This is a genomic window from Kitasatospora sp. NPDC059462, from assembly GCF_042749955.1.
Taxonomy (GTDB): domain Bacteria; phylum Actinomycetota; class Actinomycetes; order Streptomycetales; family Streptomycetaceae; genus Kitasatospora.
The window spans coordinates 12,561-28,243 of record NZ_JBHYUU010000044.1; the positions used below are offsets into that span (position 1 = coordinate 12,561).

Genomic DNA, 15,683 nt, shown 5'->3' on the forward strand with positions numbered 1-15,683 from the left:
CCGGGCCGCCCGCGCCCCACGCCCACCCGAGCCCTCACCACCACAGGAGGCCCGACCCCCATGACCACCGCACCCCTCGCACCCGAGTTCCACCTCACCGAGGCCGAACGCGCCCTGCTGCCCACCCCCGAGGAGGTGGCCGGCTACCTGGAGCACGGCTGGTACCTCTCCCGCAAGCTGTTCAGCGACGAGGAGCTGGACACCCTGCAGGCCGCCACCGAGCAGTACTACGCCGGCCACCGCGACCGCACCCTGCCGGCCCGCCCGCCCCGGCTGGCCTCCTGGGAGCCCGCGCACGGCCCGGTCCAGCGCCACAACGACTACGTGCACTACGAGAGCGAGGCGATCGGCGCGATCCTGCGCAAGCCGCTGCTCGGCGCCGTCGCCGCGCTGCTCGCCGAGGCCGAGGAGGTCCGGATCTTCCAGGCCACCCTCATCTACAAGCCCCCGGTGCCGGGCGAGCCCAGCAACCAGGTGCCGTGGCACTTCGACAAGCACTACTGGCAGACCTCCACCTCGGAGCGGATGCTCACCGCCTTCCTGCCGTTCCACGACTGCGGCGAGGAGAACGGCACCATCACCATGGTGGACGGCAGCCACCGCTGGAAGGAGCTGCCCTCCGAGGAGGACTCCACCCGGCACTTCGCCGACCGCGACAACACCGAGCTGGACGCGATCCTGGACGCCAACGCCGCGTACAACGGGACCGAGGTCCGCAAGGTCCCGATGATCATCCCGCGCGGCCACGTCAGCTTCCACCACTGCCGCACCTACCACGGCAGCGGCCCCAACCTGGCGTCCTACCCGCGCCGGGCCGTCTCGCTGCACCTCCAGGACGGCGCCAACGCCTACCGGCGCGCCACCCGGCCGGACGGCGAGACGGTCGTCTACAACCACGACGTGCTGGTGCGCCGCACCGCCGACGGCCGCCCCGACTACGCCGACCCGGAGTTCTGCCCGACCACCTGGCGGGACGCCCGGTGACGTCCACGGCACCCGCCGACGCGCCGGCTGCCGCACCCGCCGCCGACGCGCCCGTCGTCGCCGCACTCGACACGCCCGAGCGGCGCTACCGGATGCTGCGGCTGATCCGCTCCTTCGAGGAGCGGGCACTGGACCTGGTGAAGTCCGGGGTGATCACCGGCGGCATCCACCCGTACATCGGGCAGGAGGCCGTCGCGGTCGGCGTCTGCGCCGCGCTGGGGGCGGCCGACCGGCTCGCCTCCACCCACCGCGGGCACGGCCACGTGCTCGCCCGCGGCCTGGAACCGGCCCGGCTGCTCGCGGAACTGGCCGGGCGCACCGGCGGCGCCAACCGCGGCCGGGGCGGCTCGATGCACGCCGCCGACCTGCGGCTGGGCATCCTCGGCGCCAACGGCATCGTCGGCGCCGGCGCGCCGATCGCGGTCGGCGCCGCCTGGGCCGACCGGCAGGCCGGCTCGGACGCGGTGGCGGTCGCCTTCTTCGGCGACGGCGCGCTCAACCAGGGCGTGCTGCTGGAGTCGCTCAACCTGGCCGCGATGTGGCGGCTGCCGGTGCTCTTCGTCTGCGAGAACAACGGCTACGCCACCACCCTGCCGGCCGGCACCGCGGTCGCGGGCAGCGCGACCGGGCGGGCGGCCGCCTTCGGCATCCCGGCCGCCGAGGTCGACGGCATGGACACCGAGGCGGTCCGGGCCGCCGCCGAGCAGGCCGTCGCCCGGGCCAGGTCCGGCGGCGGTCCCGGCTTCCTGGAGTGCCGCACCTACCGGTTCGAGGGCCACCACACCATGGAACGGCGGATGAAGCTGCACTACCGCACCCCCGAGGAGGTGGCCGCCTGGCGCGAGCGCGACCCGCTCCCCCGGGCCGCCGCCGCGATCGGCGCCGACCGCGCCGCCGCCCTCGACGCCGAGGTCGCCGCCGAACTCGCGGCGGCCGAGGAGTTCGCGCTCGCCTCGCCGCACCCGGACCCGGCCGGCGCCGCCGACCACCTGTACGCCTCCGGGCTGCGGCCCCGGGCGGGGGTGGTGGCATGAGACTGTCCTACACCAAGGCGCTCAACCGGGCGCTGGCCGACGAGCTGGACGGCGACCCCGCGGTCTGCGTGTTCGGCGAGGACATCGGCGCCGGGATGGCCGGGCCCACCCTGGGGCTGCTGGACCGGTTCGGGCCGGAGCGCATCGTGGACACCCCGCTCTCCGAGCAGGCGTTCACCGCGATGGCGCTCGGCGCGGCCCTGGCCGGGCGACGGCCGGTGCTGGAGTTCCAGATCCCCTCGCTGCTGTTCCTGGTCTTCGAGCAACTCGTCAACCAGGCCCACAAGTTCTCCCTGATGTCCGGCGGCCAGGCAGGCGTCCCGCTCACCTGCCTGGTGCCCGGCTCGGGCTCCCGGGACGGCTGGGCGGGCCAGCACTCCGACCACCCCTACAGCCTCTTCGCGCACGCCGGGATGAAGACCGTGGTGCCGGCCACGCCGACCGACGCCTACGGGCTGCTGCGCTCGGCGATCCGGGACCCGGACCCGGTGGTGGTCTTCGCCCCGGCCGCCGCGCTGCCGGTCCGCGAGACCGTCACCTGGGACCTGGTGCCGGTGCCGCTCGGCAGCGCCCGGGTGCACCGCAGCGGCACGGACGTCACCCTGGTCGCCGTCGGCCACCTGGTGCACGACGCGCTGGCGGTGGCCGAGGAACTCGCCGGGGAGATCTCGGTCGAGGTGTTCGACCCGCGCACGCTCCACCCGTTCGACTGGGACGCGCTGGGCGCCTCGCTGGAGCGCACCGGACGGCTGGTGGTGATCGACGACTCCAACCGCAGCTGCGGGATCGGCGCGGAGGTGCTCGCCACGGCCGCCGAGGAGTTCCGGCTCACCGCCCCGCCGCGCCGGGTCACCCGGCCGGACGGCACGGTGCTGCCGTTCGCCCCGGCGCTCGACCGGGCCCTGCAGCCGGACCGGGAGCAGTTGCGGCACGCGCTGCGCGCCGTCATGAAGTGACGTCCGGTCGACGACGGAACCGGGGGCGGCCGACTGCGGCCGTCCCCGGTTCCGCGTCGGCGGGTGCCGGTTCCGCGTCGGCGGGTGCCGCTCAGAGCACCTTGGGCACGGCCGCCAGCAGGGCCGGCAGGTCGTCCGACGGCTCCCGGAAGCGGTGCAGCGCGGCCCGTCCCTCCGTCCCGCGCAGCCGCGCGGCCAGCCGGGCCGGGAGCACCGCCGTGGTGAGCAGCCCGGTGCCGCCGAAGCCCTCGACGGCCCAGCAGACCCACGGCAGCGGGTAGTTGGCGGCGGGGCTGAAGAAGACCGGCCGCTGTCCCTGGAAGGTCACGTCGTAGAGGCCGAAGCGGCTCCAGTTGGAGAAGCTGAGCCGGCGGCGCGGCGGGTCGAAGCCGATCGGCACGCAGGTGCCCAGCCCCGGGCGGCCGAGCTCGGCCAGGAAGCGCAGATTGGCACGCAGGTTGAGGTGGTCCTCGGCGTACCCGAGCACGGCGGTGCGCAGCGCTCCGGCGAGGGCGCCCGGGCCGTCCTCGGGCGTGTACGGCAGGTGGATGTCGCCGAGCAGATTGCCGACCATGGCGTCCGGCAGGCCGAGCGGGCGGCGGGCGTTGACCGGGACGGTGAGCCAACGGGTCTCCCGGTCGCCGTCCAACTCCCGCAGGGTGTGCGCGACATGGGCGCAGACCGCGTCGCCGGAGGAGACCCAGCGGCCGGCCGCCGCGGCGAACTCCTCGCGCATCCGGGCGATCTCGGCGTCCCCGAAGTACAGCTGGACGGTCCGGTTGGCGCGCGGACCGGCCGCCACCTCACGGTCCAGCACGGCGCGCTCGTCCGGTCCGGGCACCCGGAAGCCGGGCCGGCCGCAGTCCTCGGCGGGCAGCACGCGGTCGAGCAACGCGTCCTGGTCCTCGACGAGTTCGGCCTCCGGCAGCTCCTCCCCCTCGACCGCCGCCGACCAGGTGCGCAGCAGCAGCGCAAAGCTGTGCAGGTCCCCGATCGCGTGATGCCAGGAGCAGCCGAGCACGGTGCCGCCGTCGCCGGTGCGGGTCACCCGGACGGCGAGCAGCGGTCCGCCGCCGGTGCGGGCGGCCGGGGCGTCCAGCGGGTCGACGTGCTGCGCGCCGGGCGCGGTGACCCGCCCCATGGACTCGGCGAGCGTGCCGTCGACACGGTAACTCACCATCGGGACACCGGAGTCGTCGCAGACCGCCTCCAGCACGCCGTCGACGGTGCGCAGCCGGCCGGCGAAGACCGGGACGCGCTCCAGCGCCCGGGCCAGGCCCGCGGCGAGGCGGTCCTCGTCCAGCGCGCGGTCGAAGAAGAGCACGACCGAGACGGCGAGGTCGGCGAGCATGGTGTCGGCCAGGCCGCAGCGCAGCACCGTCCCGGGGGCGTTGCCCGCCCTGACCGTTCGGGTGTCACGCAACTGCGGCCAGACGCTCATCATCCACCCCGGGGCGCTCGTCGAGTGAGTCGTGCGGAATGCCCCGGACGACCGTGCAGATCTCCCCGAACGATAGGGCAGTCTGCCTTCGGCGATCCAGTGGTCCAGTCCAATTCTGTGGTATCGGACCGGACGGACGGTACGGAACGGCGCCCGCACGCCCCGGGAGCGGCACCCGGACCGGAATCCGAGCCGTGGGAGAGCGCCCCGGCGCGCGCGAGGAGGGGGCCGCCATGCCGCTGCCGGTGCTGCTCTCCGTGGTGCAGATCGTGTTCAGCGGCGCCATGCTGAAGCTGCACGGGGTACCCGGTCCGGAGCAGTCCGCCTGGCTGGTGCCCTCCCGCCGGGGCCTGGCCGCGACGGCCCGCACCGTCGGCCTGCACACCGTGCTGCCGAACGACCTCACCGACGACCCGATGTTCCGGCAGGAGCGGGCCGGGTGGCTGCTCGCACCGGCCGTGCCGGCCGCGCTGTCGGTGGCGCCGGCCGTCCTCGTCCTGGCCCTGCTGCGCCGGCAGGAGCCGTCGATCATGCGGAAGTGAGAAGTGAGCCGGCCGATGGAGGAGCCCGCGTTCCGCCCCACCCACGTCGCCCCGCCGGACGGCCTGGCCAGCTGGTCCGCCCCCGACCCGGCGCAGCCCACCGCGCCGCTGGACGCGCTGCTGCCGCTCCAGCTGATCGGCCGGGCCGGGGACTGGGCACAGGTGCTCTGCTCCAACGGCTGGACGACCTGGGTGGACGGCCGGCTGCTGATCTCGCTGCCCGGGGTGCCGCCCACCGCGTCCGCCCCGCCGGCCCGCACCGCCGACCCGCGCCCCGCGCTCGCCGAGACGGAGGGCGTGCTGGCCCGCTACCGCTCGCTGCTGGAGGACCTCGCGGCCGGCGGCGCCGACCTGGAGATGTTCCGGGAACGGGCGCACGGCCTGCGGGTCGGGCTGGTCGTCGACGGCGAGCGGCTCTGGGTGTTCGATCCGGTGCACGACCGCTGGTGCTACTGCGACGGCCTGCAACTGCAGACCTACGCCGTCGGCAACCGTCCGAGCCCGCCGGCCGGCCGGATCCCGGGCGCCGAGGAGCCCACCCGGGTGGCGGAGCCGTGATCCCGCCGCCCGACAGCTCCGACGACGCGGTGCACCCGGCCGGCCCGGACGACGCCGTCGAGCCGCGCAGCCTGCCCGCCGGGCTGGTCGGACGGCGGGTCGCCGGCTACCGCATGGAGTCGGAGATCGGTCACGGCGGCATGGCCGTCGTCTACCGGGCCAAGGACCTGCGGCTCGGCCGCACCGTCGCCGTCAAGCTGCTCGCCCCCGAGCTCTCCCGCAACGAGGTGTTCCGCCGGCGCTTCATCCACGAGTCGCAGGCCGCCGCCGCGATCGACCACCCGCACATCATCCCGGTCTTCGAGGCCGGCGAGTCCGACGGCATCCTGTTCATCGCGATGCGTTACGTCGAGGGCGGCGACCTGCGCGCGCTGATCACCCGCAGCGGCGCCCTCCCGGTCGGCCGGGCAGCCGGGCTCGCCCTGCAGATCGCCTCCGCGCTGGACGCCGCGCACGACCACGAACTGGTCCACCGGGACGTCAAGCCCGGCAATGTGCTGGTCGCCGCCGGCACCGACAGCGACCACCCCGAACACCTCTACCTCGCCGACTTCGGCCTGACCAAGAAGTCCCTCTCGCTCAGCGGCCTGACCGGCGTCGGCCAGATCGTCGGCACCCTCGACTACGCCGCACCCGAGCAGATCTCCGGCCGCCCGCTGGACGGCCGCTGCGACCAGTACGGCCTCGGCTGCGTGGTCTTCGAGATGCTCACCGGCGCGCCCCCGTTCCGCCGGGAGAGCGACCTCGCCGTGCTCTGGGCCCACGTCAACGACCCGCCGCCCACCCTGCGCGAGCACCGGCCCGACCTGCCGCCCGCCGTCGACGCGGTGGTCTCCCGCGCCCTCGCCAAGGCGCCCGAGGACCGCTTCGCGAGCTGCCTGCTGTTCGTCGCCGAGCTGCGCGCCGCCGCCACCGCCCCGCCCGGCACCGCTCCCCCGGCCGGCGGCCCGTGGGCCCCGGGCGGCCCGCCCACCGCGGTGGTGCCCGTCCCCGGCACGCCCCCGCCCGGCGGCCCCGTCCCCGTCCCCGACCCGCCCGACTGGGCCCTGCCCGCCGTCCGCCCGCCCGCGCGCAGGAGCTTCGGATGAACGCCGTGAGCCAGGTGTTCGCGCTGATCGCCGCCGCGGTCCACCTGGTGGTGTGGCCGCTGGAGAGCTTCCTCTACGGCCACCCGCGGGTCCGCCGGCTGCTCACCGCCTCCACCGCCGACGCGCCGCAGGTCCGCCTCTGGCGGGTCAACGTCGGCTTCTACAACCTCTTCCTGGCCCTGGGAGTGGTGGCCGGCCTGGTCGCCCTGCACGTCGACGAACCGGTCGTCGGCCGCACCCTGATCAGCTACCTCAGCGCCTTCATGGTCGCCGCCGGCGCCACCCTGTTCGTCTCCGAGCCCCGTCTCTGGCCCGGCGCCCTCGCCCAGGCCCTGCCCCCGGCCGTCGTCCTCCTGTCCGACGCCGTGAGCTGACCGCCGCCCGGGACGGCCGGCCGCGTCCCGGCCCACCCGGTCCGGTCGCGCAGCTACGGTTCGAGTTCTTCGAGCCGGTCGGCCACCTCCAGGGAGCGCTGCAGGACCGGTCCGAAGACGTCGGGCCAGGTGCCGACGAGGGTGCGGAAGTGACCGGTGGCCTCGTGGACGGCGGCCAGGCCCTCCTCCCGACGGCCCAGCTCGGCCAGGCCGAGGGCGAGGTTGTGGAGGGCCGTGGCGAGGTCGGGCAGGTAGGCGTCCGGGTTCGCCGCCGCCAGGGCGCGGTAGTGACCGGTCGCCTCCCGGACGGCGGCCAGGCCCTCCTCCCGACGGCCCAGCTCGCTCAGCTGGACGGACAGGTTGTTGAGGGCGCCGGCGAGGTCGGGCAGGTGGGCGTCGGGGTTGGAGTCGGCGAGGGTGCGGTAGTGGCCGACGGCTTCCCGGATCGCGACCAGAGCCTCCTCCCGGCGGCCCGTCCCGCCCAGACAGAGGGAGAGATTGTTGAGCGCCATGGCGAGCTCGGGCAGATGGGCGTCCGGGTTCGCCGCCGCCAGGGCGCGGTAGTGACCGGTCGCCTCCCGGATCGCGGCCAGGCCCTCCTCCCGACGGCCCAGCTCGCCGAGCCGGACGGACAGGTTGTTGAGGGCGCCGGCCAGGCCGGGCAGGTGGGCGGCCGGATGCCGCTCGGCAAGGGTGCGGCGGATGCTGACGGCTTCCCTGCTGGCGGCCAGGCCCTCCTCCCACCGCCCCAGCTTGCCGAGCCGGGTGGAGAGGTTGTTGAGGGCTCCGGCGAAGTCGGGCAGGTGGGCGTCGGGGTTGGAGTCGGCGAGGGTGCGGTAGTGGCCGACGGCTTCCCGGATGACGGCCAGGCCCTCCTCCTGCCGACCCACCTCGCCCAGCCGGAGGGACAGGTTGTTGAGGGCGCCGGCGAGCTCAGGCAGGTGGGCGTCGCGGTTGGAGTCGGCGAGGGTACGGCGAATGGTGACGGCTTCCCGGCTGGCGGCCAGACCCTCCTCCCGACGGCCCACCTCGCCCAGCCGGTTGGAGAGATTGTTGAGCGCCATGGCGAGGTCGGGCAGGTGGGCGTCCGGGTTCACCGCCACCAGGGCGCGGTAGTGGCCGACGGCTTCCTGGATCGCAGCCAGGCCCTCCTCCCGGCGACCCACCTCGCTCAGGCGGTTGGAGAGGTTGTTGAGGGCACCGGCGAGATCGGGCAGGTCGGCGTCGGGGTTGGTGTCGGCGAGCGCACGGCGAATGGTGACGGCTTCCCGGATCGCGACCAGACCCTCCTCCCAGCGGCCCACCTCGCCCAACCGGTTGGAGAGATTGTTGAGCGCCATGGCGAGGCCCGGCAGGTGGGCATCGGGGTTGCTCCCCGCCAGGGCGCGGTAGTGGCCGGTGGCCTCCTGGATGGCGGCCAGGCCCTCCTCCCGGCGGCCCGTCCCACCCAGGCGGAGGGCGAGGTTGTTGAGCGCCATGGCGAGGTTGGGCAGGTGGGCCTCGGGGTTGTCCTCCGCCAGGGTGCGGTAGTGGCCGGTCGACTCCCGGATCGCGGCCAGGCCCTCCTCCCAGCGACCCACCTCGCTCAGCCGGTTGGAGAGGTTGTTGAGGGTGCCGGCGAGGCTGGGCAGATGGACGGCCGGATGTTCCTCGGCGAGGGTGCGGCGGATGCTGACGGCTTCCTGGACGGCGGCCAGGCCCTCCTCCCGGCGGCCGACCTCGCTCAGCCGGTTGGAGAGGTTGTTGAGGGCCATGGCGAGGTCGGGCAGGTGGGTACCGGGGTCGCCCTCCGCGAGGGTGCGGTAGTGGGCGGTGATGGTGTGGGTGAGACGGACCGCGGTGGCGGAGAGGCGCCGGGTGGCCCGGGGGAACAGGTCGTAGATCGCGATGAGGGTACCGAGGGGCGTGCCGGGGTGGGCGGTGACGGTGTCGAGGGCGGTGACGAGGGGGCCCGGGTGGTCGGTGCGGGTGGCGGTGGTGATGATGTGCGCGGCCAGGGCCTCGTGGTGGCGGACGCAGAGTTCGGTGAGCCGGCCGTCGAGGTGACGGAGGGTGGGGTGTGACGCGGCACGGCTGTAGACGGTGAGGAGCTGGTCGATCTGGGTGTCGTCCGCTCCCTTGAGGAGGTGGTCGGCGAGGGTGGGGTCGGCTTCGAGGACGCGTCCGATGTGGCGTTCGGCGAGGCGGTCGGGCTGGAAGGTGCCCCAGGGCGGTCCGCCGGGCGCGGGGGCGGGGGCGGGGTAGAGGGCGGCGAGCCAGGTGGTGACGCGGTCGCGGCGGTCGCGGGTCTGGCCTTCGAGGGCGGGCAGGTGCTGCCAGAGCCGGTCGGCCTGTTCGCGGTCGGCTGCACCGGCGAGGTGGGCGGCGGCGAGGGCGGTCTCCAGGGTGGCGAGGCCGAGGGCGGGGGCGGTGGTGAGGACGGTCTGCCGCCAGTGGCGGCGCTCGTGGGTGAGGAGACGGTCCTCGACGAGGTCGGCTTCCTGGCCGACGGCGCCCGGTCCCGAGGGCCGGGGCCGTTCCCGGGGCCGGGGGTCGGCGGTGCCGAGCAGGTCGGCGAGCGCGGTCATGTGAAGGGTGAGGGCGTTGCCGTAGGCGCCGTGGTCGAGCCGTGGCGGTCGCAGGGTGCGGGCGAGGGCGGGCCAGTCGCGGGCGGGCAGGCCCTCGACCTGCGGAAGGGTGTCGGCGAGGGCCCGGGCGGCGTCGCGGTAGCGGAGGTGACGGTCGGCGGAGGTGTCGTCGAGGGGGGTGAGGAGGCGGGTGCGGGCGGTGGCGAGGTGGTCCTCGGCGAGGCTGGTGGCGGTGGTGGCCTGCTGCCACCAGTCGCCGGCGGTGCGGGCGAGCAGGAGGAGTTTGAGCGGGGTGTTGGCGGGGTGGTCGGCGGTGGCTTCGACGAGGGCGGCGATCTGGCCGGTGCGGCTCTCGGCGTAGTCGAGGACGACCAGCAGCGGTTTGGCGGCGTGGCGCAGGTCGCGCAGCCGGTCGGGGCCGGCGGTGGTGCGCGGCCACAGGACGGCCCAGCCGTCGGCGGCGAGCCGGTGGGCGAGGTGGTGGGCGAGGCGGGTCTTGCCCTGGCCGCCGGGGCCGTGCAGGAGCCAGGCGCCGAAGCCGCCGAGCCGGCACCAGGCCCCCAGTTCGGCGAGGACGTCCTCGCGGCCGTGGAAGGGGACGATCTGGTGGCGGGCCTGGAGCAGGGCCGCGGGCGAGGGCAGGCGCAGCGTGCGGTCGGGGTCCTGGGCGCGGTCGGCGATGTCCTGGAACTCGGCGGCCTGCAGACCTCCGCCCGGTCCGACGTCCCAGTCCGCGAGGGCGGCGCGGAACGCGGGGTCGTGGTGGAGGACGTAGGCGGGCACCGCGTTCAGCCGGGTGTGGGCGGAGTGGGCGCGGTCGGCGGCGACGACACCGGTCAGCAGCCGGTCGCAGAACACGGCCGCCCCGGAGAGTCCGGCGAACGGCGAGGTGCCGTCGGCCCGCCACCCGGGCGCCGGGCGGCCGAGGTCGACGACGTGCTGGTTGCCGACGAAGCCCGTGCCCGGGTCGAGGCGGCCGCGCAGCTGCTCGGCCTCGACGGCCAGGCCGGGCCGCTGGGCGGCATCGGGGACGCCCCAGGTCTCGCACGGGATCGCGGGGCCGTCGGTGACGGCGCGGCCCCAGCGCACCGGGGCGGTGGGCGGCTGCCAGTGGACGCTGTCGTGAACGAGGACCAGTGCCGCGTCGTCGCGCCCGCCCGGCGTACCCGACCACACCACCCGGCCCTCCGCCGTCCCGGTGCCGCCGGGGTGGAACACCTTCACCCGGGCGCCGAACGGCCCGGCGACGTGCGCGGAGGTCAGCACCAGGCGCCCGCCGACCGCGTACCCGGACCCGCGCCCGCCCGGCCCGTCCACCCCGGCGAGCCGTACCCGCTCCACCCGACCCCCCGCCCCTCAGCCCTGCGGACCGCCCCCTGGCCGGGGCCGGACCAGGACGTCGGCCGCGCGTCATCCGCCGATGCGGACACCGTAGGGCTCGTGCGGGGGCCTTCGCAGGGGAAAGCCGACTTCGGCCGGACGAGGGCCCGGGTGAGCAGTAGACCTAACTGGCGAAGCCGCCCTTGGGCTGGATGATCTCCAGGTTCGTGCCGTCCGGGTCGTTGAAGTACGCGACCTTGGTGCCGAGTGCCGCCTCCGGGGTGACCTCGCCCGCGATGAACGTGTAGTCCTCGCCGAGGAAGTCGTAGCCGGCGTCCTTCATCCGCCGGTACACGGCGTCGAAGTCGTCGGTCCACAGGCACAGGTGCATGGAACCGGGGCGGTTCGCCCTGCCGTCGGTGCGCTCGCCGACCGGTTCCTGGAACTGGATGAGGTCGATGCCCAGGCTGTTGTCCAGGTTGATCGTGGCGTACCGGAGCTTCGCCGTGGGCAGCCCCTGCGACCTGCCGAACGGATCGCTGTGCATGGTCCCCTGCGCGACGGGCTCCCGCCCGGTGAGGGCCGTGTAGAACGCGATCGAGGCGTCCAGGTCCGAGACCGAAATCCCGACGTGCGCCGCGCGGGTGAGGTTCACCGGGGTCGTGGCAGCGGTCATGGCGCGTCCCTTCGTCCTTCGCTCCGCCACCGCGACGCACAGTCCGTGGGGCGGGGCGGATCCATCGAGAGCCGGACGGAATCGATTCTTCGGCACGCGCGCGCAAGGCGCACCTCGCCGGGCCGGGCGGCCCCGGAGCGGCCGGCCCCGGCGGCCCGGTCGTCCGCCCGTCGGTCCGGGATGCGCCCCGCGACGTCACCGGGCCCGTCGGGCCGGTCCTGCGCGGAGTGGAGGGACCGCCTCGGTCTCCGCTCCGACCGCCCGGAGCTCGAACCCGGCCTCGGCCTCGGCGTCGGCGCGCAGCTCGACCTCGAACGCGGGGCCCGCCCGGGCGCAGCCGATCCCGCCGTCCGGCGGCGGACGCGGTCAGCCGGCCTCGCCGCGGCGGGGCAGGCGGGTGGCGGCGAGGGCGCCCAGGAAGCCGGCCAGGAGCCCCCAGCCGGCGGCGAGGGGGACGAGGGTCCACAGGACGGGGTCCAGGGTGAGGGTGCCGCCGGCGAGGGCGGCGGCCGGTCCGGCCGGGCCGGCCACCGGGCCGAGGACGGTGGACAGCAGGTCGCCCAGGCCGCCCTCGCCGAGGCCGACGCCGAGCACGGAGAGGCCGTAGTCGGCGGAGACCCTCGTCCAGACGCCGACCAGCAGCACGGTGACGGCGGCGGCCGCCGCCAGCCGCACCGCGTGCTGCCGGGGGCGGACGTCGCGCGGTGAGCGGTGGGCGGCCAGCACTCCGGCGGCGAGCATCAGGACGGCGGCGAGCGGGAGCAGCCACCAGGCCCGGGCGTCCTGGTCGGCGAGCGTGCCGAGGCTCACCGTGCCGTCCTGCCCCTCGCCGGTGCGCAGCACGGCGGCCAGCGGCTTGGGCACCGGCAGGCCGATCGCCCCGACCAGGTGGCCGTGCCACTCGCCGCCGAGGCCGACGCCGAAGGCTAGCCAGACCAGGTTGGGCAGGGCGAGCAGCGCGACGGCGGCGACCTGCCGGGCCCCGCCGTTCACGGCGGCCGTGCCGATCGCGGCCACGACACCGAGCGCCACGTAGCCGAGCAGCACCAGCAGCATCGCGAACGCGGCCGGGCGGACGGCCTGGTGGAGGGGGACCAGGGAGGGCGGCAGCGGTGCCCGGCGGGAGACGGCGAAGGTCGCGGCGAGCACGACCAGCAGCCAGAGCAGTCCGAGCCCGAGGGTGGTGACGGGATCCGCCCGGAAGCCCACGTCCGGGCGGAGCCCGAGGACGCCGCCGAGTTGTTCGGCGAGGCCGTCGCCGAGCGGCACCGTGAAGGTGTGCCGGGCGGCGGCGCAGAGCAGGGCGAGCGCGACCAGCCAGACCACCGCCGTCCGGGCGGTGCGGCCGAGCAGTTCGCGACCGCCGACCACCGCGCGGTGGCGCAGCTGACGCAGGAACACCTCGGCGACCGTCAGCGCACCCGCCAGGCCGACGGAGAGCGGCATGGCGGTGATCCGGGCGTCGGCCGAGGCGAAGAAACCGGCGCCGCCGTCGAGGTCGACCGATCCGCCGACGGCGAGTGCGAGCGTGGCGGCGAGCACCGACGGGAAGCCTCCGCCGGGCAGGGTGTCGGCGCCGGCCGCCCAGAGGCCGAGCGCGGCCACGACCGCCATCGCGACGAGGCCGGCCAGGACGACCGCCACGGCGTCCGGCCAGCCGCGCAGCGGGCCGCGCGGTCCGGCCGCCGTGCTGCCGGCCGGGCGGCCCGGACGGGCCTGCTGGTGCATGCGGGCCTCCCTGCTCGGGGTCGTGGTCCCCCGCGCGTCCGGTTCCGGCCCCCGCTCCCGCGCCTGGCACCAGGGTGGCCCAGGTCGGCCCGGACCGCCCGGCCGGGACCGCCGGGGGCCCTGCGGCGGGAGGGCCCCCGGGGGCCGGTGGCGGCGCGTGCTGCTGTTGCGGCGGGCGGGGAGCGGGGGCAGAAATGGATGCCAGTGGCAGGAGACTCCTGCGCCGGCCGGGTGGACCTGGACCGGCCGTCTGCGAATCGGAGCCCTCGATGAGTTCCCAACCGCCTCCCTCCGGGCCCCCGCTCGGCCCGCCCTCCGGGCCGCCGTCCGGGCCGCTCTCGGGTCCGCCGTCGGGCCCGGGCCGCCCCGGTCCGCCCGGTCCGCCCGGGCCGCCGTTCGGCCCGCCCTCCGGCGGTGGCCGCGGGAGGTCCGGTCCGGGCGGGCCGCCGGGCGCCGGAGGGCCCGACGGGAGGCCGCCGAAGCCGTGGTGGCGCGACCGCCGGAAGGCCGCGCTGCTGGCGCTGCTGGCCCTGCTGGCGGCGGGGGCGACGGTACTGATCGTCAACAACACCGGTGGCGGCGGCGGGCACGAGGAGACCGTGCCCACCGCCAACGAGGTCGCGCTGCAGAGTCCGCAGGATCCGGGACCGGCACCGTTCACCCCCTCGGTGGAGACCCAGGCGATGCAGGCCACGGCCGCCACCCCGGCGCCGACGACGGCCCCGGCCCAGACGCCGGCCCACACCGGGCCCGGCGCCACCGCCACCCGAACGGGCGGAACCACGCCCACCGCCACCGCGACCGCCGCCCTCCGCACGATCGAGGGCACGTCGGCGGGCGTGTACGGGGGCACCATGAGCAAGCCCAGCTGCGACGTGGAACGGCTGGTCTCGATGACCTCGACCGGTGACACCGGCCGGGCCTGGGCGTCGGCGGAGAGCATCGGGCAGTCCGACCTGCCCGCCTATCTGCGCTCGCTGACCTCGGCGTACCTGCGGGTGGACACCCGGGTGACCAGCCACGGCTAAAAGGGCGGCACCGCCGTCGCCTACCAGGCCGTGCTGCAGGCCGGGACCGCGGTGCTGGTGGACGCGCAGGGCGTGCCGCGGGTGCGGTGCGGCTGCGGCAACCCGCTGAAGCCGCCGACGCTGGTCGCCGAGGCCAAGTACACCGGCAAGGCCTGGACGGGTTTCCAGCCGAGCACGCTGGTCGTGCTGACGCCCGCGCCGAAGCCGGTGAGCGCGATCGTCCTGGTGAACGTCACCGACGGCGGCTGGTTCACCCGGGAGACGGGGAAGGCCGCGGTCGTCGACCGGCCGACCCAGGCGCCGCACGGCCCGCTGGCGCCCGGCGTCCCGCCGCCCTCGATCTGGAAGCCGGCCTCGACGGCCTCGATGCCGTGGTCGGCCTCGTGGTCCTCGCCGTCCGCCTGGACCAGTACCTCGACCTCGTGGTACCCGGGCAGCCCGAGCACGATGTCGACAAGTCCGTACACGGAGTCGACCAGCCCTTACACTGGGTCGACGAGCCCGTACACCGAATCGACGACGCCCGCCACCCCGGGCACGACCACGCCGGGCACCACCACGCCGCCGCCCTCGACGAGCACCCCCAGCGGACCGACCACGCCCGCCCCGACGACGCCCGTCCAGACCACGCCCGCCCAGACGGCCCCTGCCCAGACCACCACGGCGAAGCCGACGGTGACCGTGACGAGCACCCCGGCCGCCACCACGACGACCGCGAAGTCGGCCCCCGGCACGACCACCGCGGCCGGTACGAACAGCGCCACCCCCGCGACGAACACCTCCGTCGAAACACCCACCCAGGCTCCCGGAGCCCCCGGCTGAGCCGATCGACCAGCGGGAGGACCCGTGCTCCGTTCCCACCTCAAGCGTTCGGCCCTCGGTGTGGCCGGCGCCCTCACCGCCGTGCTGACGGCGTTCGCCGGCTCCGCTCCGGCCGGGGCCGCGACCACGGCCGCCGCCCCGGCCGGGCGCGTCCTGGTCGCGCCGCCGGCGCCGCCGCTCCAGGCCCGGACCGAGGCGGCCGCGATCGCCGCCGGGTCGCCGACCGTCTCGCCGGCGGCGCCCTTCGGGCACATCCCCGCCAACAGCGACTACAACTGCGACCCCGGCTACCTCTGTGCCCTGGTCTGGGACCCGACCGCCGGCGACTACAAGATCTTCTACCTCTACGACTGCGCCCGGTACAGCCTCAACGGCTGGAACGGCCAGGGGTTCTACGCCGACAACCAGACCGGCGGCGTGCGGTCGTACTTCTACGACGCCAACGGCGGCGTGCTGAAGTCCTTCACGCCCGACGGGGGCGCCAACCACACCCAGGACTGGACGCCCGTCTGGTCCATCCGCAACTGCTGACACCACCGCACCTCCCGAGCGCCCCGTCCACCGC

Annotated in this window: 13 protein-coding genes and 1 pseudogene; 9 read left to right on the forward strand and 5 right to left on the reverse strand. The window is 75.7% G+C overall.

Annotated elements, in window-relative coordinates:
* Positions 1 to 60: 60 nt before the first annotated feature.
* The 3 genes from ACFXAM_RS14295 to ACFXAM_RS14305 are packed head-to-tail and all read left to right on the forward strand — an operon-like array spanning position 61 to position 2,974.
* Entirely contained in the window at positions 61 to 984 is a 924-nt protein-coding gene (locus ACFXAM_RS14295; RefSeq protein ID WP_380290894.1) for a phytanoyl-CoA dioxygenase family protein, read from the forward strand.
* Positions 981 to 2,018, forward strand: a complete 1,038-nt coding sequence (locus ACFXAM_RS14300) for a thiamine pyrophosphate-dependent dehydrogenase E1 component subunit alpha (protein WP_380290896.1) — start codon at positions 981 to 983, stop codon at positions 2,016 to 2,018. The genes ACFXAM_RS14295 and ACFXAM_RS14300 overlap by 4 nt, the downstream gene beginning before the upstream one ends.
* A complete protein-coding gene (locus ACFXAM_RS14305) occupies positions 2,015 to 2,974 on the forward strand; it encodes an alpha-ketoacid dehydrogenase subunit beta (protein ID WP_380290898.1) in 960 nt (319 codons plus the stop codon). The genes ACFXAM_RS14300 and ACFXAM_RS14305 overlap by 4 nt, the downstream gene beginning before the upstream one ends.
* A gap of 91 nt (positions 2,975 to 3,065) precedes the next feature.
* On the opposite strand, the gene ACFXAM_RS14310 is transcribed toward ACFXAM_RS14305, so the two are convergent.
* Entirely contained in the window at positions 3,066 to 4,397 is a 1,332-nt protein-coding gene (locus ACFXAM_RS14310; protein ID WP_380290900.1) for an acyltransferase, read from the reverse strand.
* 212 nt (positions 4,398 to 4,609) lie between these two features.
* Here ACFXAM_RS14310 and ACFXAM_RS14315 point away from each other — a divergent pair, with 212 nt between their 5' ends.
* The 4 genes from ACFXAM_RS14315 to ACFXAM_RS14330 all read left to right on the forward strand — a co-directional run bounded on the left by ACFXAM_RS14315 (position 4,610) and on the right by ACFXAM_RS14330 (position 6,977).
* Positions 4,610 to 4,957 carry a hypothetical protein gene (locus tag ACFXAM_RS14315; protein ID WP_380290902.1) on the forward strand — a complete coding sequence of 116 codons (348 nt, stop codon included), beginning with the start codon at positions 4,610 to 4,612 and terminating at the stop codon, positions 4,955 to 4,957.
* Between the two features lie 15 nt (positions 4,958 to 4,972).
* Positions 4,973 to 5,515 carry a hypothetical protein gene (locus ACFXAM_RS14320; RefSeq protein ID WP_380290904.1) on the forward strand — a complete coding sequence of 181 codons (543 nt, stop codon included), beginning with the start codon at positions 4,973 to 4,975 and terminating at the stop codon, positions 5,513 to 5,515.
* A gap of 113 nt (positions 5,516 to 5,628) precedes the next feature.
* Positions 5,629 to 6,603, forward strand: coding sequence for a serine/threonine-protein kinase (locus tag ACFXAM_RS14325; protein WP_380290955.1), 975 nt, complete (start codon positions 5,629 to 5,631; stop codon positions 6,601 to 6,603).
* Positions 6,600 to 6,977, forward strand: a complete 378-nt coding sequence (locus ACFXAM_RS14330) for a DUF1304 domain-containing protein (RefSeq protein WP_380290906.1) — start codon at positions 6,600 to 6,602, stop codon at positions 6,975 to 6,977. The genes ACFXAM_RS14325 and ACFXAM_RS14330 overlap by 4 nt, the downstream gene beginning before the upstream one ends.
* Before the next feature lie 53 nt (positions 6,978 to 7,030).
* On the opposite strand, the gene ACFXAM_RS14335 is transcribed toward ACFXAM_RS14330, so the two are convergent.
* From ACFXAM_RS14335 to ACFXAM_RS14345, 3 genes are all read right to left on the reverse strand, one after another.
* Positions 7,031 to 10,885 (reverse strand): tetratricopeptide repeat protein, encoded by a 3,855-nt coding sequence (locus ACFXAM_RS14335; protein WP_380290908.1) that lies wholly within the window; start codon positions 10,883 to 10,885, stop codon positions 7,031 to 7,033.
* 163 nt (positions 10,886 to 11,048) lie between these two features.
* Positions 11,049 to 11,540: a VOC family protein gene (locus ACFXAM_RS14340; protein ID WP_380290910.1), complete on the reverse strand. Its 492-nt coding sequence runs from the start codon at positions 11,538 to 11,540 to the stop codon at positions 11,049 to 11,051.
* Positions 11,541 to 11,906: 366 nt separating this feature from the next.
* Entirely contained in the window at positions 11,907 to 13,268 is a 1,362-nt protein-coding gene (locus ACFXAM_RS14345; protein WP_380290912.1) for a streptophobe family protein, read from the reverse strand.
* 269 nt (positions 13,269 to 13,537) lie between these two features.
* On the opposite strand from ACFXAM_RS14345, the pseudogene ACFXAM_RS14350 reads away from it, so the two are divergent.
* Positions 13,538 to 14,503, forward strand: a pseudogene (locus tag ACFXAM_RS14350) (DUF6777 domain-containing protein); the annotation flags it as partial.
* Positions 14,504 to 14,778: 275 nt separating this feature from the next.
* Here ACFXAM_RS14350 and ACFXAM_RS14355 read toward each other — a convergent pair.
* Positions 14,779 to 15,093 (reverse strand): hypothetical protein, encoded by a 315-nt coding sequence (locus ACFXAM_RS14355; RefSeq protein ID WP_380290957.1) that lies wholly within the window; start codon positions 15,091 to 15,093, stop codon positions 14,779 to 14,781.
* A gap of 49 nt (positions 15,094 to 15,142) precedes the next feature.
* Here ACFXAM_RS14355 and ACFXAM_RS14360 point away from each other — a divergent pair, with 49 nt between their 5' ends.
* Positions 15,143 to 15,649, forward strand: coding sequence for a hypothetical protein (locus tag ACFXAM_RS14360; protein WP_380290914.1), 507 nt, complete (start codon positions 15,143 to 15,145; stop codon positions 15,647 to 15,649).
* Positions 15,650 to 15,683: the final 34 nt, after the last annotated feature.